The sequence below is a fragment of the Natronorubrum marinum genome, assembly GCF_052040125.1.
Taxonomy (GTDB): Archaea; Halobacteriota; Halobacteria; order Halobacteriales; family Natrialbaceae; genus Natronorubrum.
Genome location: NZ_JBPPFV010000003.1, coordinates 51,624 through 78,569 on the forward strand (window position 1 = coordinate 51,624; position 26,946 = coordinate 78,569).

Sequence of the window (26,946 nt, forward strand, 5' to 3'; positions counted from 1 at the left end):
CCGATCGGCCGGAGGATCCGATGGATCAGTAGACGACCGCCGATCCGGATCAGCGCTGGGAGCCTCGGAGGATCAGCGGCCCGATCGCGAGCGTTCGCTTCGCGGCGGTCGCGATCCGCATGACGTACGCGCTGAGCAGGAAAAACGGCACGAGCGTGATCGTAAAGCCGACCGCGACGATCCACAGCACATCCTCCACGCCGGCGGTTGTGCCGGGTGCCGTCGACGCATCGACGAACGTGAACACCGATCCGGCGACCAGCAGGGCCGGAATCGCCGCGTAGAGGATGAGCCGCGAGAGGTCGATCAGCTCCCACTGGAAGTACAGCGTCTTGACGTGCTCGCGGGCCGGGCCGAACATGACGAGCGCCGTCCTGAGTTCGTCGATAGCGTCCCGGTGGTCGTCGTCCAGCGCGTCTTCGTAGTCGTCCTCCAAGCGCTCGAGCTGGAAGATCTTCCAGGAGTAGTTGTAGTCGAGGGCCGCGTTCAGGACCTCGAAGGTGCCGAACTGCGCGCCGTCGAGCTGGTCGCGAACGGTGTCGGCGTTGCCGACCAGACTCTCGGTGAACTCGTCGACCTCGTCGGCCAGCTCCGGATCGTCGACGCCGTCGACCGACTCCTGAAACTGGTCCGCTCGCGACTCGGTTGCATCGATGAGGTTTCGCAACAGCGCCGAGGGATCCGCCGGCGACGGTTTGCCAACGAGATCCGTGACGTGATCCCGAAAGTCCATCGTCTCGCTCATGCGACGGTGTTGCTCCCCCAGCGGGCCGTTTTCCTCCGAAATGATGAGCTGACTGATCGTGACGACCAGCGTGACGCCGGTGATGAGCGCCCCGATCATCGCCGAGAACAGCGTTTCGATCACGCCGCGCTCTTCGAGCAGGACCGAGAGCGGGGGCTCGAGTTGCGAGCCGATTCCGACGAAGCAGGCGAAGAAGACGACTGAGAGCACGACGGTTACGACCGTCCGGTTCGCGCCGAGCAGCAACCAGAGCTTGAGCCGACTCTCGTCGGCTCGTTCGCGCATGGTGTCCTGCGTGCTGACCTCGTCACTCATCGGTAACGCTCCCGGGTCGCTTGAAAACGAGGTATTTCGTTCCGCCACCGGTGTACTCGATGGTCGATACCAGTTCCCAACCGTCGGCTCCCAGTTCGTTCAACTCCTCCGTGGGGTCGACGGCCTCTTCCATCGTCGGCCCGCGCGGCGGTTCGACGACCGTGTACTCCCACGTAGGGACGGCTGTGCGACTCATAGGTCCATGCTCAATGGACCGATGTAAAAGATTCGGGCGGTGATGCGCCGGGCCGAGGGGTCTTCGCGCCTCGAATCGTCCGGCATCGAAAGCGCTCGAGTCGGCTGTCGGCGGGTCGTCGACGACCGATCAGGCCTGATCGATCGTCTCGCGGTAGTCCTCGGTCGTCTCGATGGCCGAGTCGACCTTGTCCTTCGTGTTTCCATCGGCTTGCTGGCTGACCTGTCGGAGCGTGTTGAGTCGCTCGTCGAGGATCGCGTGATCGGGTGCCGTATCGCTCATCGTGTAGTCGGCGAAGGCCTCGGCCGTTTCGCGGATGTCGTCGCGGACGTCGTCGTCGTCGGCCGACTTGGCCGCTTCTTCGAGGTCGTCGCGGGCCTGCTGGAGTTGTTCTGTCATATCCGGAATCAGGACGAGACGACGCATAACGATTGGGCGAGCAATGGCCACGTTCGGCCGACGGCGGCAAGGGGAATCGACACCGTCGGCGGAACCGAGGCGCTCGAGCGCGGTAGACGGCGAGCGGTACGCTCTGCCTTCCACAGGAAAGGGTATCCTACGCCGTGACTGTCGGCGAGAAACCCCGCGAGTACCAGCCTTACTGACTGACGCCTTCTTTACCTCACCGCTCCCCGTCAATGTTGTCATGCGAGTATCACGAAGAACGGCGCTGAAGGCGATAGGCACTGCGGGGGGACTCACGGCAGTCCCGACCACGGTGTACGCACGCGGCGAACACCCCGACGACGAACGGAAGCCAGTAAACGACGAACCCGAAAAAAAGCCGCCGGCTCCCGGAGCCGCGGTCCGCGTCGCCCACTTTTCACCGGACGCCCCAGCCGTCGACGTGCTCGTAGACGGGGACCAGGTGCTCTCGAACTTCGATTACGGCGAGCTGTCGCCGTACCTCGAGATCGAACCCGGAGCCTACCAGGTCACGATCACCGCGGCCGGCGATCCGGACACGGTAGTGTTCGACGACCACGTCGACGTCGGGGAGGCGTTCTACACCGTCGCGGCGATCGGCGAACTCGGCGCCGAGACCTTCCGCCCGGAGATCCTCGTCGACGCTGAGCCGCTGCCAGAGGACGCCGAGGCCGGCTCGGCGTTCGTCCGCGTCGCACACTTCTCTCCCGACGCGCCTGCGGTGGACATCTACGCCGACGACGCTCCCCTCGTCGAGAACGTCTCCTTCGGCGACGTCTCCGACTACCTCGCCGTCCCCGCCGGCGAGTACACCCTCTCGATTCGGCCGGCGGGCGACCCCGAGACCGAAGTGGCGTCGTTCGACGTCGCGCTCGAGGCGGACACGCCCTACACCGGCTACGCTATCGGCTACTTCGAGCCGGCGGCGGACGTGACGGACCGGGACTTTACCGTGGAACTGACGGTCGACGGGCCGATGGCCACCGAGGAAGACGAACAGTCAGCCGACTAAACGCGTTAGCTACGGCTGAGGAGTGGTGAGCTCCCACGGCACCCGCCGTGGACGTTCGCGCTCCTATTGCGACAGGGTCCCGATCGGTCGTCGTTCCGGCTCGGAGACGGTCGCGCCCTGGTCCCGCGACACATGCGAGCGCGTAAAGTGCCTCGAACCCCTGACTCCGACAATGAGCGAGACTCGAGGCCCCCTCCAGCCGGACCGTCCCGACGTGGACCGACCGTTCGAGGTCGACGCGCCCTTCGACCCCGCAGGCGACCAGCCCGAGGCAATCGAACAGTTAGCCGCGGGCTTCGATTCGGGCATGGACAAACAGACCCTGCTCGGGGTGACCGGGTCCGGGAAGACGAACACCGTCTCGTGGGTGATGGAGGAGGTCCAGAAGCCGACGCTCGTCATCGCCCACAACAAGACGCTCGCGGCCCAGCTGTACGAGGAGTTCCGAAATCTCTTCCCCGACAACGCCGTCGAGTACTTCGTCAGCTACTACGACTACTACCAGCCCGAGGCCTACGTCGAGCAGAGCGACACCTACATCGACAAGGACGCCTCGATCAACGACGAGATCGACCGCCTGCGTCACTCCGCGACCCGTTCGCTGCTGACTCGCGAGGACGTGATCGTCGTCGCCTCGGTCTCCGCGATCTACGGCCTGGGTGACCCGCGCAACTACATCGACATGTCGCTGCGACTCGAGGTCGGCGAGGAGGTCGGCCGCGACGAGCTCCTGAAGCGGCTCGTGGACCTGAACTACGAGCGCAACGACGTCGACTTCACGCAGGGCACGTTCCGCGTGCGGGGCGACACCGTCGAGATCTACCCGATGTACGGCCGCTACGCCGTCCGCGTCGAACTCTGGGGCGACGAGATCGATCGGATGGTCAAGGTCGACCCGCTCGAGGGGAAGACCCAGGGCGACCAGCAGGCCGTGCTGATTCACCCGGCGGAACACTACTCCATTCCGGAAACAAAACTCGAGAACGCGATGGACGAGATTCGGGACGACCTCGACAGCCGGATCTCCTACTTCGAGCGCACGGGCGACATGATCTCGGCCCAACGCATCGACGAGCGGACGACGTTCGACCTCGAGATGATGCAGGAGACGGGCTACTGTTCGGGGATCGAGAACTACTCGCTGTACCTCTCGGATCGGGAGTCGGGCGAGGCCCCCTACACTCTGCTCGACTACTTTCCGGACGACTTCCTGACTGTGGTCGACGAATCCCACGTCACGCTGCCGCAGGTCCGCGGCCAGTACGCCGGCGACAAGTCCCGGAAGGACTCGCTGGTCGAGAACGGCTTTCGGCTCCCCACGGCGTACGACAACCGGCCGCTCACCTTCGAGGAGTTCCAGGCAAAGACCGACCAGACGCTGTACGTCTCGGCGACGCCGGGCGACTACGAGCGCGAGGAGAGCGAGCAGATCGTCGAGCAGATCGTTCGCCCCACGCACCTCGTCGATCCGGCGATCGAGATAGCGGACGCCACCGGACAGGTCGACGACCTCATGGACCGCATCGACGGCCGAATCGAGCGCGACGAGCGTACCCTCGTAACGACGCTGACGAAGCGGATGGCCGAGGATTTGACCGAGTATCTCGAGGAGTCCGGCGTCGACGTCGCGTACATGCACGACGAGACGGACACCCTGGAGCGCCACGAGATCATCCGCTCGCTCCGGCTGGGCGAGATCGACGTGCTCGTGGGGATCAACCTCCTCCGGGAGGGCCTGGACATCCCCGAAGTGAGCCTCGTCGCGATCCTCGACGCCGACCAGGAGGGATTCCTCCGGAGCGAAACCACGCTCGTCCAGACGATGGGGCGGGCGGCCCGAAACGTCAACGGCGAGGTCGTCCTCTACGCCGACGAACCCTCGAACGCGATGGAGTCCGCTATCGAAGAGACCCGACGTCGCCGCGAGATTCAGCGCGAGTACAACGAGGAACGCGATCTCGAGCCGACGACCATCGAAAAGGCGGTTAGCGAGGCGAACTTGCCGGGGAGCAAAACGGACACCTCGAGCGTTTCCGGGAGGGAACTCGCGGACGAAACCGAGGCCGCCCGTTACATCGAAGAACTCGAGGATCGGATGGAAGAGGCGGCGGGCAACCTCGAGTTCGAACTGGCGGCCGATATTCGGGATCGAATTCGGGAGGTTCGCGAGGAGTTCGAACTCGAGGGCGGCGACGAGGGAATCGCGCCGCCTACAGAGGAGTTCTGAGGGTGCGATCGAAGGTCTAGTCGCCACCGAACGTCAGTGCACGCCGCTTACGATCAACCGGCCAGGACTGGCGGACTTTCGCCAGTCCCGGCCACCCCGCTGTGGACGGACGACGATTCCCACCGGCTGACGACCTCACCGCCTAAACTCGATCGCTCGGCTCCTTCCTGGAGAAACCGACCGCCACACCTCGGCCCGAGGTTACGTCCAGGTAACCTACCCGGTGACTCTGCGGTAAGTGTCGGTTATTAGTCTCCGGACTCCCCACCCGTAGTATCTACGGAATCACAGCTTACTTGATACACGTCTAGAGGGGATATGAACGCACATCACACCAACACACGCGACGATTCACGGCGCTCCGAACCACCTGCGCGAAATCGTGAGACGACCGACGAGACGAGCGCAAAAACGAGGACCGCGGAATATTCGGCGCGACCGGGTCACGGCGCTCGCTCGAACGAGTGGAAGCACACAGCACGGGCGGATTCGACCACCGACATCGATCGGCGTCTCGTTCTATCGAAGCCGCGGTCTCGAGAGTCGGGAACGATTCCGACGTCCGGGAGCGAACCCGGGGCTCAGTCCGGAGTTGATACGCAGTGAGTGGGAACGCCCAGCTCGAGTTCGGACTGGCTACGCTTCCCGAGTACCACCGGCGCGTCTGGCAGATCCACGACGATTATCTCGACTTGCTCGAGGACTGGAGTCGGTGGCAGCAGACGTACCAGGGAGAAATTCAGGTCTGGTCGACGATTCGGTCCCTCCTGATCGAATCGCGCGAACTGGACGGCGACGGCGACCTCCCCCCGGTCGGAGATCTGTTAGAACAACTGGGGATCGAGGGGTGGTCCTCGGAGCTACCCGCAGACGAGCGAGATGCACTCTGGGAGATGGTGATGGCCGCCGACATCGATCCGGAGAACGACAACTTCGACGCGGTGCGTGACTACTGGACGTCGGAACCTGGGCTGGTAGACGAGTTGATGAACGACGAGTGGACGATCGGGCAGTCACTGACGGCGACGCCGGACGGACGGACGGAATCCATCGAAAACCGCCCGCCGGAAGAGACACCGTTCGTCGAATTCACGCGTGCGGTCGCGACGCGACTGATCCTCCTCGAGTATCACGCCCAACAGTTGCGGCTTCACCTCGAACAGCCGGTACCGATCGACGAGACGTCCCCGTACGTTCGATTGTCGTTCTCGGCTGACCCTCTTGGGGACGCGGACGAAGACGACGTGCTCGACTTCGAGACCCTCTTTCACGAGACGACGTTCGTCGGCTCCAGTCCGTTCTGGGAAGCGTTCGAGACGCTTCCCTACGAGCAGCAGCAGCGACTCATCGACAAACTGGCCAGTGGTCTGAGTGCGACGTCGGTCGGCCGTGACATCCTCCGCGACCTCGCTACGGGTGACTTACACGAGGAGTTTCGTTCCGCCGACCTGTTTTGCGAACCGACAGACCGGGAGACGCTCGTCACCTACCCGCAATCTGTGTTCGACGACGACGGAAAATTCACCCAGTGGTCCGGCGAGACCGAGCGAGCCATGGAACTCGCCTGCTTACTCGTCCCCGGATACGCCGTCGCTGCGACGGACGGCGAATTTAACGGGGCGGTGTCCGGCGAGATCGGGCGACTGTTGTACGCGTTCCACGCCGAGCCAGCCGTCGGAAACTCGATCCCCGCTCGGCTCGCGGATGGGGCGACGGTCGGGGAGGCGTCGGGCGAGATCACGCCGGCGGAGTTGCGGACGTTTCTCGATTCGATAGCGGACAAAGGAGTGGGATCGATCGCGAGCGGCGTCGCATCTTCGTGGACGGCCCGACACGGACTGTCGGATTTCGCCGATAACCTCCCACAGGAGAACCTCTCGCTCCTTCACGATACCCTTCGGATCCGGGCGGCCGATTCGAGCGAGGACGTCGTCGATAGTATCGTCGAGCAACTCGACCTTCAGGATCCCCTCGACGACATCGATCTTCCGGAGAAATCGGCGTGGGTCCGCGCGGCCGAGGGGATGGAACGATTCGTGACGATATACCGCGGATTGACGAGCACCTGTAAGGTATTCGTCCTGATAGCTAATGACGACGATCCGGATTCGTGGGACGAGCACCTGGAGGACCTCCGGACGTGGCTCGGAATCAAGGACGTGCTGGTACTGGCCGACCAGTTCGAAGGTGCGATGGTCGCGAGAGGCGACGGCACCGCCAGATCCAGCGCTCGGCTCGGCCTGAATCGAGCGATACAGGGCGTGGAAACGACCACTGTCACCAACATGACCGGCGAGTTGAATTCGCTTATCGACCAGACGTTGGACAAGGCCCACACCTATTTCGTCGATCTGAACGGACTCGACGGCTCGAGACCGTTCGGACCGTTGTCCATCGGTGACAGACTCGATCGGGCGAACCGGACGGTCGCGCGGTTCAGTAGCGTCTACCAGCAAACCGGCGAACTAACCGCAGAAGCCGTGACCATGCTGAACGAAGCGATCAACGATCTCGATCGAGTGGTCGGTCAGTTACGAGCGAACATTCAATACGGAAGACTCGTCTGGGGCCACTCGGAGGCGCAGTTGGAGGCGCTCCTGACGTCGGTTGAGAACGACGTACGGACCCCGTTACGCGACCTCGACAGGGATTTTAGGCAGTTCGCGAGTCTCGACGTCGCCGACGATCTCCAGGCGGTTCGCCACATCACGAGCAGCTGGGGTGACCCATCTGGAAGGGACGTCGCCGTGGGATACGTAGACGAGGTCGAGCGGCAGCGAACGGCCCTCGAGATAGAGCGAGAGCTGTATCGAATGCGAAACCGGGACGTGCTGTTCGCGCGGTTCGTAACCAGATCGTTGATTCAACTCGCGAGCGTCCTGGCCGACGCGATCGGTATCGTTCTCGCGGTCAAAGACGTCTCCGACGCCATAAGCGAGAAGGACTACGGGGCCGCAGTTGGCGCCGGTCTCGTCGGACTCGGCTCCGTCGGCTTGCTCGGCGCTGCTTTTCTCTCCGGTCCCGTTGGGTGGGCCGTTGCCATCCCGTCTGCCCTCCTGGTCGTCGCCGGGATCGGCACGACGATGATTTTCTCGCACACACCGCTGGAAGAGTGGATCAAGTACACCTACTTCGGAACCCTCCGGAATCGGCATCCAGACTCCCCCGAGCATCCACACTGGGGGTACAGTATCTCGTACCGAAGCGCTCTCGACGGCCGAATCGACGTCGATCAGTATTGGCAGCGCCAGATGTCCGGCTACTACACCCTGTTTCTCGGCTTCGATATCATCGAAGCAACGCTCGAGGAAACGGATGACGGATTGCCGGCGCTCTCTGTGAACGTGGGAAACGTCTCGGGAATCGGCTACGGATCAGTGTTTCTGATCCGCCTCCTGACCGGAGATCCCGCGCCGGCAGGCGAAGACGACACCCGCTTGCTGTGGTTCCCCCATCGCGGGTTAGTCGAGGTTATCGACGAGGACGGCGAGGAGTTCGGCATCATCGAGTCGTGGATCGAGTACTACGAACCGCCCGGCGGCGGGGCGGTGTTTTCCGAACGCGTGGTCAACGCCATTCAGGAATCGTCCTACAGGGAGTTGGCGATCGACGTGAAAAACGTGCGAACGAAGACAACGCTCCGATACGGGGGCGTCTCGGACGACGACTCGAACATGACCGGGGCGGATTTCGAGATCTCGCTCGCCGAGGATAAGTCCGACGACGCGGAGTGGAGTCCGCTGGCGAATTTACTCGGCGTCGACGACGAGACGTTCTTCAGGGAAGACGACCCCCTCGAACGATACGTCGAGGTCGTTCACGCGCCGTTGGCCCTTCACATGGTGCTTGACGCCATGCCGGGACTGTCCGGGGCGGATCCAGCCGAAGTCGCAGAGACGCTCTCCGCGAACTTCGTCGCGCCGCGAACCCGCACGGCGCTCTCTGTCGAATACTCGGGGGTAGACGACTAATGACGGACGACGACGGAGCGATGGATCTCGAGGACGCGGTCAGCAGGGAACTCGCGAGACTCTTCGAGCCGATCGACCAGGCCGTCGAGGACGGCCCGGTCGGCGTCTTCACGTTGCTGAACCGGGCGGGTATCGAGACCGACGCCGCGGTAGCGTCCTTCGAGTCGATCGAGCAACTGCTTGACGACGTCGCGTCGGCCTACCAGACGGTTCGAACCACGATTCGAGACAACTCCGTACCCGACCCGCAGGAACTGCGGGCCGTCTTCGAGACGATTCGGGATCTGAACGGTGTCAACCTCCCAGATTCCGTCGACGTCGACGGAATCGGAACGGTGCTGCTCGATTACCTGTTCGTCGAGTACCTAGAAACGTACCAATCGGGAACGTATCAGATCATGCGAACAACGGGCGTTATCGTCGTGGAAGAGCGCGACGATGGCGGGTCGCGCCAGCGGCTCGTTCCGCGGCGCATCCCGGAGCTCCTACAGGAACCGAGGACGGCCGTCGAAGCGGCCGTCGAGTGGGGATCGAGCGATTTTCGCGCGTCGATGTTCGTCTCACATCTGTACTGGCTCTTTCGGACGTTCGGGCTATTCCCGCGTCTCGAGAACCCTTACTCGGCGGAACAACGGGCACTGACAGACGACGGGATCGAGGAATCCGCATCGGCGTTCGGCGGGCGAATCGGGAGTCAACTGGTCGTCCCGGTCGTGTACGGTCCGAGCGGTGAGTACGGGTTCAGGGTTGTCACGCTTCCGGAGACAGCCGACCACTATCCAGGCATCGCACTTGTTCCGTACACTCCTCTCGACACGTTCGACCTCGACGAAGCGCTCGATCTCGGGGCGGACTGGACATTGCACACCGACGCCTCGTTCGAACGGACGGACTGGGGGATCGTCGTGCAACCGCCGAAAGACGATGACGGAGCACCGGTCGACCTCCGTGGCCTCGATCCCGACGCTGACGGACTGCCGGTGTCGGTTCGGAGCCACGCTTCGCTCACTTACGACGGGCGCACAGAAGACGAGGAGTACCGACCGCTTCTCGGTTCGGCAGACGGATCGGGTATCGCGCTGGGATCGATCGGTGTCGGTGCGCTGTTTGAATACGACGATGAGCTAGCGATATCGGCGGAACTTCCCGCGGAGGGCCGTCTCGGCATCAGCCCGACGGACTTCGACGGGTTCCTCTCGAACGTCCTCCCCGAAGACGGCCTGTTCTACGCCTTCGACGTGCTTCTTGGGGTTTCGACCGCGGCAGGCCTCTACTTCGAGAGCGGTGGGACCCTCGAGGCGGCGATTCCACAGAACGCCCAACTCGGCCCGGTCTCGGTCGAAGAAATTTACGTCGCCGCGCTCCCCGGCGGGGTCGACGACGAGGACGGAGACGATCCAAGCGTCACGTTAACCGCCAACGCTTCCGCCTCGGTCGAACTCGGCCCGGTGGTTGGAACGGTCCAACGAATGGGCATCCGCGCCAGTATCGCCCTCCCGGAGGACGGCGATGGGTCGCTCGGTCCGATCGACCTCGACGTCGGCTTCGACCCGCCGAACGGTATCGGCCTCGCCGTCGACGCCGAGGGTGTCTCCGGCGGCGGCTTCCTCGAGTTCGACTACGAGAACGAACGCTACGCGGGCGCGGTCCAGTTGCACGTCGGGGAGCTAACGTTCAACGCGGTCGGCCTGTTGACGACGCGGATGCCCGACGGAAGCGACGGCTTCTCACTGTTGATCCTTATCACCGCGGAGTTCCCGCCGATCGAACTCGGGCTCGGCTTCACGCTGAACGGGGTCGGCGGCCTCGTGGGGATTCACCGCGGGGTGAAGACGGATCCACTGAAACGAGCGGTCCGTGACGGGACGCTCGACTCGGTGTTGTTCCCCGAGGACGTCGTCGAGAACGCCCCGCGGATCGTCAGTGACCTCCGGGAGACGTTCCCACCGACGGCCGACTACCACGTCTTCGGGCCGATGGCACGCCTGGGCTGGGGGACACCGACGCTGATCACAGCGGATCTCGGCGTTCTCCTCGAGATTCCCTCGATTCGGATCGTCCTTCTCGGACGCATCAGCGCGGTCCTCCCCGACGAAGTAGCGCCGCTCGTCGAACTGAACGCTGGCGTCTTCGGGATCATCGACCCCGCGATACCCGAACTCGAGTTACACGCCTCGCTGTACGACTCGCGCGTGGTGGCGTGGGAGCTCTCGGGAGATTTCGGGCTGCGGATTCGCGGGGGCGATCAGCCCGACTTCCTCCTCTCGGCGGGAGGGTTCCATCCGCAGTACGACCCGCCGGCGTCTTTCGCCGATATGCGACGTCTCCGGGCCTCGTTGGGTCCGCCAGGGGGCAACCCGAGTCTGGATCTGAAAGGCTACTTTGCAGTCACCTCGAACACGGTGCAGGCGGGGGCGAACTGCAGTTTCGCCGGTGAGTTCGGCCCGGCGTCGGTCGACGGTGAACTCGGCTTCGACGCGTTAGTTCAGTTCGACCCGTTCGAGTTCATCGTCGACGTCATCGCCTCGCTGTCGGTTCGCGCGCTCAAGACCACGTTCTCGGTTTCCCTCGAGGGGAGCCTCTCGGGGCCGGCACCGTGGCACATCGACGGAACAGTCAAAGTCAGTATCGCCTTCGTCTCCGCGACGGTGCGGGTCGACGCCACCTTCGGGTCGGCGGACGACCGGGACGCCTTGCCGCCGGTCGACGTACTCTCGAAGCTCGCGGCCGCGCTCGAACAGCCCGGAAACTGGAAGACTGGTCTGCCCGGTGTTGGCGAGTCGCCGGTCACCCTCCGCGATCCGGGCGACGTCGACGTCGAGGGCAACGGAGAAGACGAAACGCCGACGATCCTCGTCCATCCGCTCGCGGCGCCGTCCGTTCGCCAGACGGTCGTCCCGCTCGACTTCGAGATCGAACGGTTCGGAAACGCCAAACCGGCCGACGCGACCCGTTTCGAGATCGCGGGTGCGTCGGTCGACGGGGAAGACGAGAATGAACCGACGCTCTCAGTCGGCGAGTCGGTCACGGAGAAATTCGCACCTGGGGAGTACCTCGACCTCTCGGACGACGAACGCCTCGATAGCCCGGCGTTCGAGTCGATGCAGGCCGGGACGCGGTTCGAATCCGGCGGCGTCTACGCCGGTCAGGAGACGGCGGACGACGGGCCCGACCTGGCGAACAACGCCCGGCGGACGGTGTTGGCCTACGAAACTTCGGTCAGAGACGAGCGGTGTGGCACCTACGGCGTTGCACTCGACTCGTTCGACGCAGTTGAGGTCGTCCCCACCAGTTTCGGGAGCGAGATTACCCGGCAACTCACCCGCGCCACGATCGATCGGCGGACGATCGGTTGTGAGACCGGCCCGGCGCCGAAAGAGACCGTGGACGAGGGGACCACGCCGAGCGAGGCCACCCTCGAGGGATCGTTCACCGGTGGAAACGGGCAGACACGATATCGGATCGTGCGCACGGACACGTTCGAACCGGTCGATTTGGACGGACACGACGACGGCGGCTACACGAAGGCCGAGGCGAAGCGCACGATCGAACGAGACGCACCTGACGGGGCGACCAGTCGGTACCAGGTCGTCGCGGCGGACCAACTCGAGTGAAACGATGGACGCATTTGGACACGAAATCAGCTGGAACGCCCCGGTCGACGACGCGACGACGGACGAACGAGTGAACCGCCACTGGCGACCGCCCAAGCGATCGCTCCATCGGCTACTAAATTCGGCGACTGGAGGGGAGCCATGAGCGGCAACGACGAGAGCGAAACCGGAACGAGCTACGGGTTTTATCCGATCGTCAGGCCGGGATTACGTCCCGGCTCGGACGAGCAGTTCGAGTGGCAGCCAGAAAACGGCGACATCGGATCGATCGACGCCGACGCGGTCGACGCCGGTGAGCTCGGCATCACGCTCACGGTCGCCGGCGGCGACGAGAGAGCGGACGTCGACCTCGACGCGCGGCTGTTCGGCCCCGGCGACGTCACCGGGCTCGACGATCGGACGATCCTCAGGGAAGAGCCGAGTCCCAACGCAGATGCGCACCCGCCGACGCAGTTCCCCCTCGTCGAGTTCGGTTCCGCCGAGTTGCCGTGGCTGTTCAGCCCGCAACGGGCCGACGAATACGGCCGAACGCATCCTTGGCTGTGTCTCGTCGTGATCGACCGGGACCGGCGTGGCGTCTCCTACGAGCCGGTCGGCCCGAAGTCGATGCCAGTCATCGAGACGCCGGTCGACGAACTCCCAGACCCGGCGGAATCGTGGGCGTGGGCACACGCCCAGTTGTTGGGCGATCGAGTCGACGGGGCGGCCGCAGTCGTCCTCGAGGAACTCGGCGAGCCGTCGACGGCGACACGATCGCGACTGATCGCTCCGCGGAACCTCGAGGAGAAGACGCGCTATCGCGCCTGCGTGGTCCCAACCTTCGAGGCGGGGCGGCTGACCGGACTCGGACGGGATCCCGCGAACGCCGAGCGCGCCTTCGCCTGGGGTGACGACGGGTTCGTCCGGTTACCGGTGTATCACTCCTGGACGTTTACCTGCGCGGCGGAGGGCGACTTTCGAACGCTCGCGGACAGGCTCGATCCACAGCCGGCCGACGACGGTATCGGGACGAGTATCGTCGACGTCACGGACCCGGGACCGCCAGCGCTGGTGAAAAGCGCCGTTCCCGAAACCGATCGCGGCGTCGTCACCATCACCGGGGCGCTTCGCTCGCCTCACTCCCCGTCGATCGGCTACCAGGACGACGTCGGAGCGGAACTCAGACGTCTCCTGAATCGGACGAAGGCGGTCGACGAGGAGCTGGAACTCGGCGTCGTCGGGCCACCACTGTACGGCCAGTGGCCCGCGCGCGTCGATCGACTGCCGGAGACGCCGCCCGAAGCGGGCGACGACGAATGGACGGCCGAAGTACCTCGATGGTTCGACGAACTCAACGGAAATCCCACCCACCGCGGCGCCGCCGGCCTCGGGACGGTGATCGTCAACGACCTCCAGGAGGAGTTGATGGACGAGGCCTGGAACCAGTTCGACGGGGTCGCCGAGGCGAACGCCTTCCTGGCCAGGTCCCAGCTGTTTCGCGACGTCAACGCGGTTCGGTTCGATCACCTCGCCGCCCTCCCCGACGACGAACTCATCGGGATTACCGAATCGATCCACGGGCACGTGCGTCTCGAGAGCGGTGGGACGGTACTCGACCGCGTCGAGACCGACCCTCACGTCCGGGGACGGACTCGACCGTCGTTTCGAACTCTGACGCGCTCGAACGGCCCCGTGTCGAGACGGCCGGGGGTCGACGTCGAACGGGCGTCGGTACTCGGGGCGGACGGGGCAGACGACGGTGTCGGTTCCCACCGCTTCGGAGCCGGCTGGCGTCCGGGTAGCGGCACCTACTGGGAGGGAATCCACGCCGACGACCCCGTCATGACCGGCGCGTCCCTCGACGACGACCCGCAGTTCACCGCGGCTGGCGAGCGGGAGTGGCGCTGTCTCGCTCGGGCTGACACCTCGGCGTGGGCGGACGCGACCGAGGTGCCGGAGCCAGTCCGGTCGCCGAAGAAACCGACCAGCTTGAGCAGTGAAATAGGCTGGACCTCGGAAGCGATGATGGTCACCGAGGACGCGAAGCGAGAGACGGTCGTGCCAGCGACCGACGTCGACGATTCGACGACGGCTGCGAGCGAGACGGCGAGTGCGGAGGACGAGTTCGCCGAACCCACTGCGGGCGACGAGCGTGCAGGCGATACCAGTCGGGACGACGAACCGCCAGCGTGGGTCGCCTCGTTCGTCCGACCCATCGTCGAACGGGTTCGAGCGACGATCGAGCGACTATTCGGGAGCTCCGTCGGTAGCGGGCGACGCGACTCCGACGAAAGCCGACGCCGAAAGAACGAGGCGCCCGATGATAGCCCAGACGAAGTGACGGACGCCGAATCGATTCGCACGGACAGTCCCCACTACGTCGGTTCGTCGCCGGAAGTCGGTGGTGGGGTGACGGGCCCCGACATTGGAGACTACCTCCCGGATCCACCTGATCAAGGAAACGACGGGCCGGGTCCCGACCCGGACGATGATGACGAGGATAACTCGGACGACGCCGACGGCGAAACGGACGATGGAACTGTGGATGGTGACGAGGAGGAAGAAACGGGTGACGGCGTGGACGAAGGAGACACCGACGATCAATCGGAGGAAACCGCCCGCGATCGGGTTCTCTCGAAGCTCGACCGGATCGAGCGGGCGGTGCGTATCGCCGACGGGCGGACGAGCGACGTCGCCGACGCGGAGCCGGAGACTGCCGACCAGCACGAAGCCGTGCGACACCGATTCGAAATGGAGCCCTCGCCAATCGAGTGCGCCGACGAAGCGCTCGAACTCGCACAGACGGTCACGACGGGCCTGAGTAAAGTCTTCGTCGAGGCCGAACGAACTGACGAGCTCCACCCCCAGTTCACGGAGAGCGAGGCGATACGGGAGGCGCGACGGCTCGCCATCGAACTCGAGGCACTCCTCGAAGTGCTCGTCCGGGCGCGAAAGGCGCTTTCGTCGGACGAACCGGGGGCCGGAGAGGTGCTGTCAGCGGTCCCCGACCGCGTGGCGACCGCCATCTCGATCGTCGAGTGGTTGCGCGACGGACTGCGACCGAGAGACGACGTGGGTCCCGAGACGGATCACGCAGGGCTCGAGCGAGCGATCTCGGGAACGATAGACGCGGCAGCCGAGTGTGGTATCCTCTCGAGCGTGAGTGTCGATCCGGCGACGATCGCCGACGAGTTGCGCACTCACCTCGATCCCGAGGAGACGTTCCGCTCGCTCGCCGCCCGACGGCTGGGGGTCGACCAGGAGCTTCTGACAGCGCGGGCAACTGACGGCGCCCGAGAGCGAGACGCGCTCGGGCCGGTGCTCGCGGCGCCGACGTTTCCGCGACCGATGTACGAGCCCCTCGCCGAGCGCGAACCCGAGTGGTTCCTGCCGGGACTCGAGGAGGTCGAACGAAACAGCGTGATGCTCGTGAAGACGAATCCGGCGTTCGTCGAAGGGTACATGGCCGGACTCAATCACGAATTCGCCCGCGAGCTTCGCTGGCGGAGGTTCCCAGCCGACCGGCGGGGGACCTACTTTCGTCGGTTCTGGGACCGAACTGGTAACCCGGCGCTCGATCCGGACGATCCGGAGGACATGGCGGACATCGCGCCGATGCACGAGTGGCGCGAGGAGAACGAACTCGGGGCGAACCCACCGCCCGGAAACGACGACGGCGCGAAACTCGTCTTGCTGGTCAGGGGTGAACTGCTCCAGCGCTACCCGAACACGACCGTCTACGCGACCGACGCCATCGACGCGACGGGCGGTGAGAACGGCGACGCGGGCGAGCGCGTTCCCGGACTCCCGGACACGGAGATCAAGGCGGAAGACGACGAGCGCGAGGACATCAAATTCCCCGTCTTCGAGGGGACGATCGGGTCGGACGTCAGGTTCTACGGATTCGATCTCGACCTCGAAGACGCGCTGTACGAGCCGTATCAGGACGAGGGCGAGGCGGCTACAGACCGTGCCGACGCCGGCTGGTTCTTCGTCTTCGAGGAGCCGGCGGCCGAACCGCGATTCGGCCTGCTCGATCCCGAAAACGAGGACGAACGCCTCGCGAATCCGGGCGACCACGTCGCAGTCGCGACGACCGACCCGCCGTTCGATCCCGCGCAGGTCGAAGACGCAGAGGAAGAGCGAGAGGCCGGCGTCGAGGCGACCGACTGGGGGAGAAACGCCGCGCACGTCGCGAAGTACACTTGGCAACAGCCCTACCGCGTCGCGATACACGCGAGTACGATGCTCGAAGCGGAGGGGAGTGACGAATGATCGAACGTATCAACCGACTACACCAGAGGCGAGCACGAATAGACGCGGAGATCATCCACACCCGAACGCTCGCTGAACGGTTGCGTGAGCTGGAACGGGCGATCGAACGCAGTGAGGGCGTCGATGAGGTAGTCGAACGCGTCCGCGCAGAATTCGAGCGGTTCGCGACGGAGACGACCGAGGCCGGGTCGATCGATTCGGATGGGGCAGAACGGAGTATGAGCAAAACGAGCGACGACGAGACGCGACAGCAGGCGCTGTCCTACCTGATCGACGAGGAGGTACTGCAGGCGGTTCTCGCTGCGCCGAACCTCGCCGAGCGCGGAGCAGAACTGCGCGCGCTGGGCGACCTCGGCGCGGACAGACGGACGTTGCTCGAAGCCGCGGTGGTGACTGTCGAGCGATTCGTCAGGGCCGAACGACCGGCGCTCGAGAAACGGTGGCACGGGTCGCTCGCGGTCCTCGGCGCGTATGCGGCGGGAGGGAAGGCCGACCGAGACGACGTACTGGGTGCGTTCGAACCGGTGTTCGCCCCGAAACGACGGAACGAGTCGTCCGTCGCGGCGCTCGAGGCCCACGCCCTGACGTTCGAGTTGGTGACCCGCGCCTGCGTCGTCGCTCGCGATCGCTACGACGAGTTGATCGCCGAGGCACTCGAGGACGTGTACCGCGATCGAGACCCCGTATCGCGGCTCGAGCCGGAGCCGTCGCTCTTGCTCCCGGTTCGTCTCGAGACGCGGTTCGTGGATCCGGACGATCCCCACGAGCTTCGAATTCGCGTCTATCCAGACCAGATCCACGTCGACAGCCACGAGTCGGAGCTGACGGAGGCGGAGGTCGTCGCCGGGAAGCAGTTCTGGGCGACGCTCACCCTCGGATTGGCTGGCGAGGCGGCGACGTCGGCGGAGGGACCCGGATCGTTCGTCGAACCCGAGGTTCAGGCGTTCGCCGACGACGTCGACCTCGAGGCCTACGAGCGAGCCGTCGCGGACGGAGACGACGTCGACATCGCTGCCAGGTACGACGAACTGAAATCGAAGGGATGGAACCGACTGATCGAGCGGTTCGATCCGGAACGAGCCGCCTACATCGTCGAAGCGGTGACGCCCGTCGAGACCGACGAGAGCGGTAATCCGGTCGAGCCGATCGCGGACCGACTCCTCACGCGGCCGGACTCGGACGAGAAACCGTTCGATGCCGCTCGAATCACGTTCGAGAGCGTCGATCGAAAGAGCGAGTCCTGGACGAAACGGGCGACCGCTCGCCTGTTACCCGATCGGTGGATCGCCGTTCTCGAGTGGGACGCCGGGCCAGACACCGCACGGAAGCTCGTCACCGGCAACGTCGTCCCGCCCGGGTTGGCGATCGATCCGGCCGTCGAACCCGGGTCGGCCGGCGACGAGATGGACTGGTTGTTCGACTACGAGCGGGCGGTCGAGGACGGAATGGCCATCACGGTCCCGCTCGCGGAACTCGACGGGTTCGACCCCGCAACGGACGCCATTGACTCCCTGCTCGTCCTCGGTATGCGGACCACTGCGGAGGCGACGCAGACGGCCGAGGACGTCAGGTCGCTCTTCGACGCACACCGTTTTACCGACGGCCTCGCGCTGCTCGAGTCCGGAACGCCGACGAACCTCGAGTCCGCCCCGGATCCCGAGACACCCGATCCTCCGGAGCCGGCGGGGAAGCAGGTCGCTGACGCGGACCGACCGACCGACGCAACGCTGCTCGCCGGCGCGCTCGGCCTCGTCGATCCGGTGGACGGGTTTCATCCGTTCGAACGAGTTCCGAACGCCGATTCGACGCGGTTCGAGGACGCCAAGCACGTCAACAACGTGCTGTGGTCGGCGACGCTCGGATACTACCTTCGCCACCTCGCGGTCCCGAACGAGCTCGCCGCCGGGCTGGATCCGGTCGACGGCGTCGAGCCGCTCCCGACGCTCGACGTCGAGGATACGGCGGCGTGGCTCGAGGGAGTCGACACCGCCCGAAACTTCTTTACCGAGTACGTTCGCGGCGGCGGCCCCTTCCCGACCGTCCAGGTCGCAGAGATTCCCTACGGCGTGTTACCGGTCGCACGACTCGACGAGGAACGGGCGTGGTTCGACGGTCGCGGCAAACTCGCCGATCGGATCGCCGCCTATGTGCGAAGCCTGCGGCCGCTGTGGGACGAGGCGATCGCCGACGGGCCGCTGTCACACCCCGCTGACACCGTCGGCGCGAGTCCGCTCGATCCCGCACACGAAGACTGGGACGTCCTCGACGTACTCGAACGGTCGGGCGCGTCCCACGGCGCGACGAGTGGCGCCCGGTTTCGGAACTGGAACGAACACGTCCGTACCTGGGACAACGAACTGCTCAGTTGGGGGTACGTCGGCCAGGTCCTGGCGGCCAACGAGGCGTTTGATGACGGCCGAGCGGCGGTAGAAGCGTCGATACCGCCCGAGACACGGGAACTCCTGTACGACGCGCGGGCGACCACCTTCGATCGAGAGGATATCGAGGACGAGGTGACGACGCCCGCACACGGATTCGTCGACCCCGACTTCGATCGTTTCGTCGAGATTCTCCGAAACGAGTCGTTCGATCGCCTCCAGACGCTCTCGAGCCAGGTTGATTTCGACGCCGAGCGTCACGGCCTCCTCGTGGAGGACGTCTTCGAGTGGGCCGGCGTCGATCTCGAGGGGCTCGATCCGGAGTTCGAGGATGAAGACGAGGTGGAGGAGGTAAACGAGGAGTGGCGCACAAAGCGACGGGCGCTCCTCGAAACGGTCTGGGAGGAAGAATTATCGCCCGGGATCAGACACGCGCTGTTCCTACGAGCGATCGAAGCCCGCGAGGGCGACGGGTTGTTCTACGATCGCCTTCGGTTCTTCGACCCTACCGTCGCCGCCGACGCCTCGACGCTGCCCGAGGCGATCAATCACCCGCGACTCGTCACCGCCAGCACGTTCGCTCGCCGGTACGACGACGCCGGCACGATGAATTCCCTGGCACGCGTCCTGACCCACTACGCTACTCTGCAGGAGTACGCCGACGGTCGGCTTCGACTGGGGCTGCAGGTCGACGATCCACCCGCGAGCGACCCCGACGGAATCCCCGGGCACGGTTCGACGCGTTCCGACCTCTACGACTACGTCCCGGGCGTCGCCGGAACGATCGCAGATCCCGACAACGTCGAGTACGCACCGCTAATCGATTCGTTGATCGCAGGTGAGGACCCCGATGACGTGCTTCCGAACGGCTTGACGGCACCGCAAACGACAGTCGACTTCGCCGAGAGCCTCGAACACGTTAGCGGACTCGACCGGTCGTCGACTGCCTCGCTGACCGCCGAGGCGCTCGACGCGACCAGCCACCGGCTCGACGCCTGGTGGACGTCGCTGGCGACGGCGGCGGTGTTCGCCCACCGCCGGATCGGCCCCCACGGCGTCCGTCCGCGCGAGGCGGGCCTCCACGTCGGTGCGTACGGCTACGTCGAGGAACTCAGACCGGACGCTCAGGTCGAGGACCGATTGACACCGGCGTTCGTTCACACGCCCTCTGCAGATCTGGCGAACACGGCCGCACTGCTCAGGAGCGGTTACGACGCCGCCGAGGACCGCGAGTTGCGCGAGGCGCTAGCGATCGATCTCTCCGCAGAGCGGGTACGGGACGCAAAGTGGCTGCTCGACGGGGTCCGACGGGGGACCGCCCTCGGCGAATTGCTCGGCGCCCGCTTCGAGCGGCGGATGCACGAGGTAACGATGGACTCGCTGGCGGAGATCGACGAGGGAGACGGGAACGTCTGTAACCTCATGCGATGGAAGCACCCGCTTCGAGAGCGCTACCCCGCCGTGAGCGACCAACTCGAGACGGCCGACGAAGCGAGTGGCCCCGACGAGAGCGGGGCAGATGTGGCACGCAGCGACGTCCTCGACGGCTACGAACTGCTCAGAGAGTTCCAGGCCGACGAACTCGAGTTGGAGGGGCTCTCGATACCGGATCAGGACGACGGGCCCGACGAGGGCGAAATCGACGCGTTCGACGCCCTGCTCGCGGAACTCGACGACGACCTCGACGCGGTGAGCGACCTGCTCGTCGCCGAGACGGCCCACCAAATCGCCCGCGGCGATCCGGAGAAGGGTGGCGCGTCGCTCGAGGGACTCGAACGGGCCGAGGGAGTGCCCGATCCGGACGTCGTCGAGGTACCCCGCTCGGAGACGGGCGTCACACACCGGCACCTGCTCCTGTTCGACCCCGAGATGGCGGACGAGGGGAAGACCCCGAGAGCCCACGCGGAGCCGGTCCTCGAGTCGTGGGTCGACTCGCTACTTCCGGCCCACGACGAGGTCGAGTGCGTCGTCGCGTGGGAGCAGACGGGCCAGAGCGACGAGAAGGATGAAGGCGATGAAGTCGTGCTCGATTCGGGAACGGTAGTTGTCGAGCTCGCGAGCCTCGGCCTGTCGAACCTCGACCTGCTCGCATTCTCTGGCGAGCATCGCCAGGGACGATCGGAACTCGACGCGAGGGTGCGACACCACGTCGTCCGAGCCGAATCCGTGCCCGCCGACGCCGAACTCTCGATCCGGTATCGCGACGACGACGGGAAGCTAGACGTCGCCACCGTCCTCGAGGTGGCGCGCAGCCTCTCGGCGCTGCTCGACGAGACGCGGCCGGCGACGGGAGTGGATCTCTCCCATCCGAGCGAATCCACTTCGGCGGGCTACTCGGTTGCGACGGCCGACACGCTCTGGGATCGGTACGACGGTCTCGGCGGCACGGACGACCTCAAAAAGAGACGAGGCGAGCTAGATTCGGCGATGGCGTTGCTCGTGCCAGAGGACGAGGACGATGAGCAGGACGAGGGCGGTGATCCGATGACGTCCGTTCCCGAACGGATCGACGAGGTCGTGGCCGCCGCTCGAGCGGCGATCGAGACGATCCCGTTCGACGACCTCGAAGAGGTCCTCGCGGCTATCGACGGGGACGACCTCTCGGGTGCCATGTTCGCGCTCTCCCCGCCAGGTGACCGGGAGAACCTACTGCTCGAGGCGCCGGGGACGTTCACCGAAACCGTCTCGCTCGACCCGGAGTCGATGACCGAGAAGACGGTCGTCTACGACGTCGGCGAGCGCGATCCGTCGATCGAAGGGAAACCGATCGAGACCACGGAGCTTCCCCCGGCGGTGAGCGGGTCGGGTCCCTCGAGCGACGCGGTCGAGGCGGCCTTCGACCGACTCACCGAAGCGCGAGAGATCATTCTCGAAGTCGCCACCGCGCTCGAGAGACCCGCGCTGCTCGAGAGCTACGAGGAGCCGGCGACCACGCTTCGATCGTCCAGAGCGCACTACGAACGAGCCCGAGAGACGTACGAACTCGCGTGGAGGGCACACGAAGGAGGCGCCCACGAGCGTGCGAGAAAGGCCGCGAAGCGGGCGATCGATCTAACGGAACGAGCTGTCCACCTGGCGAAGGAGACGAGCGTCCTCGCCACGCCCAACGACGAGCTGATTTACGTCGATGACGTGCCCGGCGCCGGTGGCTTCGAGGGGCCGCCGACGGTCACGGTCTGGGGAACTGACGGCGAGGCGTGGTTCGAAGACGACGGGTTCGAGGAACCGACGATTGCCGACGGTATCCTCGAGGTATCGGTCGATCTCTCGGTCGACCCGGGTACCTGGGTCGCGGTGACCGTTCGAGGCGGCGACCGACTGATCTACCGACGGAGTGGGTACGTCGGCGCTCCCGAACCCGAACTCGACGACGCCATCGCCCGCCTCGCCTGGCTCGCCTGGGCTCGCGAGGAAGTGAGGGTGGCGGTCGAGTCGATCGAGGCCGCCGTTTCCGCCGTCCCGTCCTGGATTGCAGTCGAGACGGCACTGGAAGACGCGAACGACCTCGATTCGCCGTCTCTCACGGACGAACGACTCGAGCTGGCATCGGCCGCACTCCTCGGATCCGACGAGAGGGCGGGACTTGCAGACATCGACACTGCGTCGGTTCTGGCGGCGCTCGACGCCATGCTCGTGCCGTGGGATGGCGCCGCGCTGGCGGACCTCGTCACCGTCAACCGTGCGTCGGCGGGGCCGACGGAGGCTAGCTATTCGAGCGAGCCGACGCGACCAACGTTCGCCGTCGAGTCGAGCCTCCTGCTCGATCGTCTCGACGTCGATCTCGAGGCCGACGCGATCGCGACCGCACTGGAGGCGATCGTCACGCTCCCGGGGGACTCGATCGTCGAGATCCAACGGGCGGCGAACGGGTGGGAACCGGACGGGTACGGCGAGACCGTCCCGATATCGATCGCGCAACGACGGCTCACGGAGTGGCTCTACCACTCAGGTGAGAGCGACGACGGAGGGGCTGTTGCGGTCGCGACCGCACTGAGTCATCTGGCTGCGCGCATCGACGAACCCGACTCGGACGTCGCGGCTGCGTTCGACGAGCGACTTTCGGCCGCGTTACCCACGGAGACCGATCTCGAGACGGTTTCGGCGGTCCTCGGGCCCCTCGCAACCGCACTCTTCGACGAGCCGACCGGCGGGAGCGGGGAAGTCGACGGCGACGTACAGTTCGGGGAGACGACCGAGCCGCTGCTCGCGACCGGGGCGGCGGCCACGGCAGACGAGGTCGACGCACTCTCCGACGTGCTCGCAGCCGTCGAAGACGAGCCGACCCCTGCGGAGACGTTTCGACTGGCGGTTCTAGAACTGGTTCGAGACGCGCTCTGGGAGGTGGGGTGGTTCTCGGTGTACGGTGCGATTCCGGAGACGCCGGCCGGCCACACCCACGAAGACGAACGGCCACTCGCCGCTCAGGCCGGCTCGGTACTGTCGAAGCTCGGAGATCGAATCGACGCGGTCGAGTCGATTCCGAGACCGGACGAGGACGCCCCGCCCGAGGAGCGAGTCGAAGCGGCGACCGACAGGCTCGAGACGCTCTTCGACGGCTCCGTCCCCGTACTGCCGCCGTTCACGCCGACGAACGCAACCGAACTCGAGGCGACGTTCACCGACGATCCGGGGTCGCTCGCCGAGAACCCCCTCGCTGTCGAGACGTGGTTCCAACGGGCGGCACAAGTAACCGAGCGGCTGGCCGACGAGCGGGAAGTGCTCTCGTACGTGGCGGCGCTCTCGGACGGTCCGGTTCGCGAGTTCGGTGTCGGTCAGCTCCCGTACACACCGGACGACGAGTGGGTCGGCCTCGACGGCGTGGAACCGGTCGACGGTTCGGTGTCGATCGTGGCTGCGTTCGGCGTCGGGAGCGGCCCCGACGGATTCGCGTCTGCAGACGGCAACCCCTCCGTCGCCGGTGTCTTCGTCGACGAGTGGGTCGAAGGCGTCGCCGCCGAACAGCAGGACACCGGCCTCGCCCTGCGCTACGACGCTCCAGGGTCGCGTGCGCCGGGATCGATGCTGCTCGCGATACCGCCGGGACGCGAGGGGTGGACGATCGAGTCGCTGATCGAAACCGTCGAGGAGACGATGACCTACACGAAACGCAGGGCCGTCGACGCCCACGACCTCCACGCGCGCACCGACGACGTACCGTGGCCGCTGCTGCCGGCGCCGTACTACGCTGAACGGCTCGAGTCGACGCCGAACGAACCCGTCATGGAGCCCGAGCGGGTATCTTACCACTCGCCGCTGACTCGGGAAGCCTGCCGATTGCACGTGATGAAACGAGCCGCCGACGCGGGGGTGTTCGACCGATGATCGATCAGTTGCGAGACCGTCGATGGCGACGGCTGCGACCGACGAGTCGCGACGCCGACCTGGCCGACGGATTGGCCGCGGCGGTTCACGACCCGCTGTGGATGCTGTGTCGACAGTGGCAGGTCGGTGAGTTTCGCGGTGAGGACGCGGGTTCGCCGGTCGACGTCGACGTGACCGTCGAACACGACGAACTGGATCGGTTCGAACGACGGGGCGAACGCGGCGGCGAGGTCGTCCCGTACGAGGACGGCCCGCTCGAGTCGGCGATCGAGCGCGAACGCGTACTCACCGCCGACCCGCCGGCGCGCCTCGCTGCGGAGGCCGGCACGGTGTTTCTCGAGACGCTCGAAGCGCACGGATTCCTCGACGAGGACGACGAGCCGTACGGCACGAGCGACTTCGACGGTCGCTACCGCCTCTCACGACCCGACGAACCGATGCCCGAGCGCGATCGACGCTACTACCGCGTGATGGGTGACAGGGTGCTGGACGGCGCAGCGGTCTTCGATGCGCTCGATCGCGCACTGTCGGCCAATCCGCCGAAGTTCGAGGACGTTCCGCTTCCGACGGGAATCTATCGCCTCGAAGACGTCGGTGTCGAACTCGCGAACGCGTACGCTGACGCCGCCGAGACCTACTGCGAGTGGTACCTCGAGCTCTACGACGAACCCGGTGAGAACGGAGACGCCTGGCGTCCGACGCGCCTCGAGTACGACGGGGCGGTCGTGACCGGGTTGGGTGACGACGAGAACACGTTCGAACTGCGCGGCTATCCCGGCGGACGACTCCACTGGCACGCGTTCTCGCCGACCGAGGACACACTCGACCGCCTCGACGGCACCACCGTGACCGATGGCGGGGAGCGCGAACCGACCGACGTGACGACGGACGAGCCAGCAGACGAGGCCGTATCGACGGACGATAGGGAGCCCGACGAGTCCGATTTCGAGTATCAATCGATCGAGACTAACATCAAGCCGGTGAACCGTCGCTCGGAGACTAACCGATCGCAGACCGCCGAGGCCGACGAGTCGACCCAAGAGAAGCCACGAACGCGGATCAACCTCGACGACCGAGTCGATATCCCGGGTCGATTCGACCTGCCAGCGTTTGACGCGTCGGATCTCCGTAATCGAACCGACGTGGGGGAACTCGACGCGACGCCTTCGAGCGACGCCGACGAGGAGTGGCTGGTCCCGACCCCGATCACGTTCCCCGGGATGCCCTCACCGCGCTGGTGGGAGGTCGAAGACGCCGGCTTACTCTTCGGCGACGTCTCCCTCGACGGCTCGAACCTGGTCAGGACGCTCGTCCATGAGTTCGCGCTCACCTACGGCAACGATTGGTTCCGCGTGCCGATCGAGGACGTCCCCGTGGGTGCGCTCACACGGATCCCCGAGTGCACCGTCACCGACTCCTTCGGCGTAAGCGAGTCAGTCACCTCCGGGGAGGACGATAAATGGCGTCTGTTTAGCCACGACCTCCCCAACGAGACCCACCATCAGGGACTGTTCCTGCCGCCGACGGTCTCCGACGCCATCGAGAGCGACCCGATCGAAGAAGTGCTGTTCGGGCGAGACCCGATGGCGAACCTGGTGTTCGCCCTCGAACGCCTCGTCGAGGGGACGACCGGCGAGCCGATCGATCGGACGGAGTTCAGGCGCCCCCGTCTGGAAATCGTCCGCACGAACCCGAACGACGACCCCGACGAGGAGTTCGTCGAACTGGCCAACCCGGGAGACGACGCGTTCTCGCTCGCGGACTGCCGACTCGAGGTTCACTCCGACGGCGGTCTCGACGCCGGCATCGGTCTCGCGGACGAGGAGACGCTCGGCGCCGGGGAACGCCTGACCGTTTACACCGGGGACGCCGGTGTGCGCGACGGAATCGGTATCGAAACCGGTGCGAGCGTCCTTGAAGAGGCCGAGACGGTCTCGGTCGTCCGGTTCGAGGAGGGTGACGATGTAGGAGGAGGCGACGGTTCCGGTGGCGACGACCCCAAATCCCGCCGGATAATCGCCAGACGGCCGCTCTCGGCCGTTGACGAGGCCGACGCCGCCTATCGCATGGCATCGACCGTCCCCGATCACTGGTACCCCTTCAGCATCGACCCAACGAAACCCGAAGGTAAAGCGGCGGGCGACGGGGGCGGGTCGGGGGGTAACGGCGGAGCACTACCGGAGGACTACCGCCTGCTTTTGTCGATCCTCCTCGACGCTGATTCGCTCGACGTCCACGTCGACGAACTCCCGCTGCCGGAGGGGCGACTACTCGACCCAGAGGAGGAGTCGCTCCCGAACGGTGAGGAAGTGTTAAAACTTCACGAGGACGCGGTGACCCGAAGCGGACGGACGGCACAGCGCCACTATCAGTACGTCCACTGGGCAGACGGTACCGTCCACTGCTGGTCCGGGCGAACGGTGCGGCCAGGCTACGGGGAACTCGCGAGCGCGCTCCGATTCGATGTGCTCGACGATTTCGAGTGA

10 protein-coding genes are annotated in these 26,946 nt (G+C 65.5%); 7 read left to right on the forward strand and 3 right to left on the reverse strand.

Annotated elements, in window-relative coordinates; translation table 11 throughout:
• Window positions 1–49: 49 nt before the first annotated feature.
• The 3 genes from ACSFC5_RS16605 to ACSFC5_RS16615 all read right to left on the reverse strand — a co-directional run bounded on the left by ACSFC5_RS16605 (window position 50) and on the right by ACSFC5_RS16615 (window position 1,655).
• Window positions 50–1,060, reverse strand: a complete 1,011-nt coding sequence (locus ACSFC5_RS16605; RefSeq protein WP_440766360.1) for a DUF7972 family membrane protein — start codon at window positions 1,058–1,060, stop codon at window positions 50–52.
• A complete protein-coding gene (sp36, locus tag ACSFC5_RS16610) occupies window positions 1,053–1,256 on the reverse strand; it encodes a Sp36 family protein (protein WP_440766361.1) in 204 nt (67 codons plus the stop codon). Before sp36 ends, ACSFC5_RS16605 begins: the two co-directional genes overlap by 8 nt.
• Window positions 1,257–1,385: 129 nt before the next feature.
• The gene (locus ACSFC5_RS16615; RefSeq protein WP_440766362.1) at window positions 1,386–1,655 is read right to left on the reverse strand and encodes a DUF7553 family protein; all 270 of its coding nucleotides are present in this window, start codon (window positions 1,653–1,655) and stop codon (window positions 1,386–1,388) included.
• 247 nt (window positions 1,656–1,902) lie between these two features.
• Here ACSFC5_RS16615 and ACSFC5_RS16620 point away from each other — a divergent pair, with 247 nt between their 5' ends.
• The 7 genes from ACSFC5_RS16620 (at window position 1,903) to ACSFC5_RS16650 (ending at window position 26,946) form a co-directional block, all read left to right on the forward strand.
• Window positions 1,903–2,694: a DUF4397 domain-containing protein gene (locus ACSFC5_RS16620; RefSeq protein ID WP_440766363.1), complete on the forward strand. Its 792-nt coding sequence runs from the start codon at window positions 1,903–1,905 to the stop codon at window positions 2,692–2,694.
• Between the two features lie 172 nt (window positions 2,695–2,866).
• A complete protein-coding gene (gene uvrB / locus ACSFC5_RS16625; RefSeq protein WP_440766364.1) occupies window positions 2,867–4,921 on the forward strand; it encodes an excinuclease ABC subunit UvrB in 2,055 nt (684 codons plus the stop codon).
• A 602-nt stretch (window positions 4,922–5,523) separates the two neighbouring features.
• Window positions 5,524–8,892 carry a hypothetical protein gene (locus ACSFC5_RS16630; RefSeq protein WP_440766365.1) on the forward strand — a complete coding sequence of 1,123 codons (3,369 nt, stop codon included), beginning with the start codon at window positions 5,524–5,526 and terminating at the stop codon, window positions 8,890–8,892.
• A complete protein-coding gene (locus ACSFC5_RS16635; RefSeq protein ID WP_440766366.1) occupies window positions 8,892–12,506 on the forward strand; it encodes a DUF6603 domain-containing protein in 3,615 nt (1,204 codons plus the stop codon). Before ACSFC5_RS16630 ends, ACSFC5_RS16635 begins: the two co-directional genes overlap by 1 nt.
• Window positions 12,507–12,647: 141 nt before the next feature.
• Complete coding sequence (locus ACSFC5_RS16640; protein ID WP_440766367.1) at window positions 12,648–16,760, forward strand: hypothetical protein; 4,113 nt, start codon at window positions 12,648–12,650, stop codon at window positions 16,758–16,760.
• A complete protein-coding gene (locus tag ACSFC5_RS16645) occupies window positions 16,757–24,460 on the forward strand; it encodes a hypothetical protein (protein ID WP_440766368.1) in 7,704 nt (2,567 codons plus the stop codon). The genes ACSFC5_RS16640 and ACSFC5_RS16645 overlap by 4 nt, the downstream gene beginning before the upstream one ends.
• Window positions 24,457–26,946 carry a lamin tail domain-containing protein gene (locus tag ACSFC5_RS16650; protein WP_440766369.1) on the forward strand — a complete coding sequence of 830 codons (2,490 nt, stop codon included), beginning with the start codon at window positions 24,457–24,459 and terminating at the stop codon, window positions 26,944–26,946. Before ACSFC5_RS16645 ends, ACSFC5_RS16650 begins: the two co-directional genes overlap by 4 nt.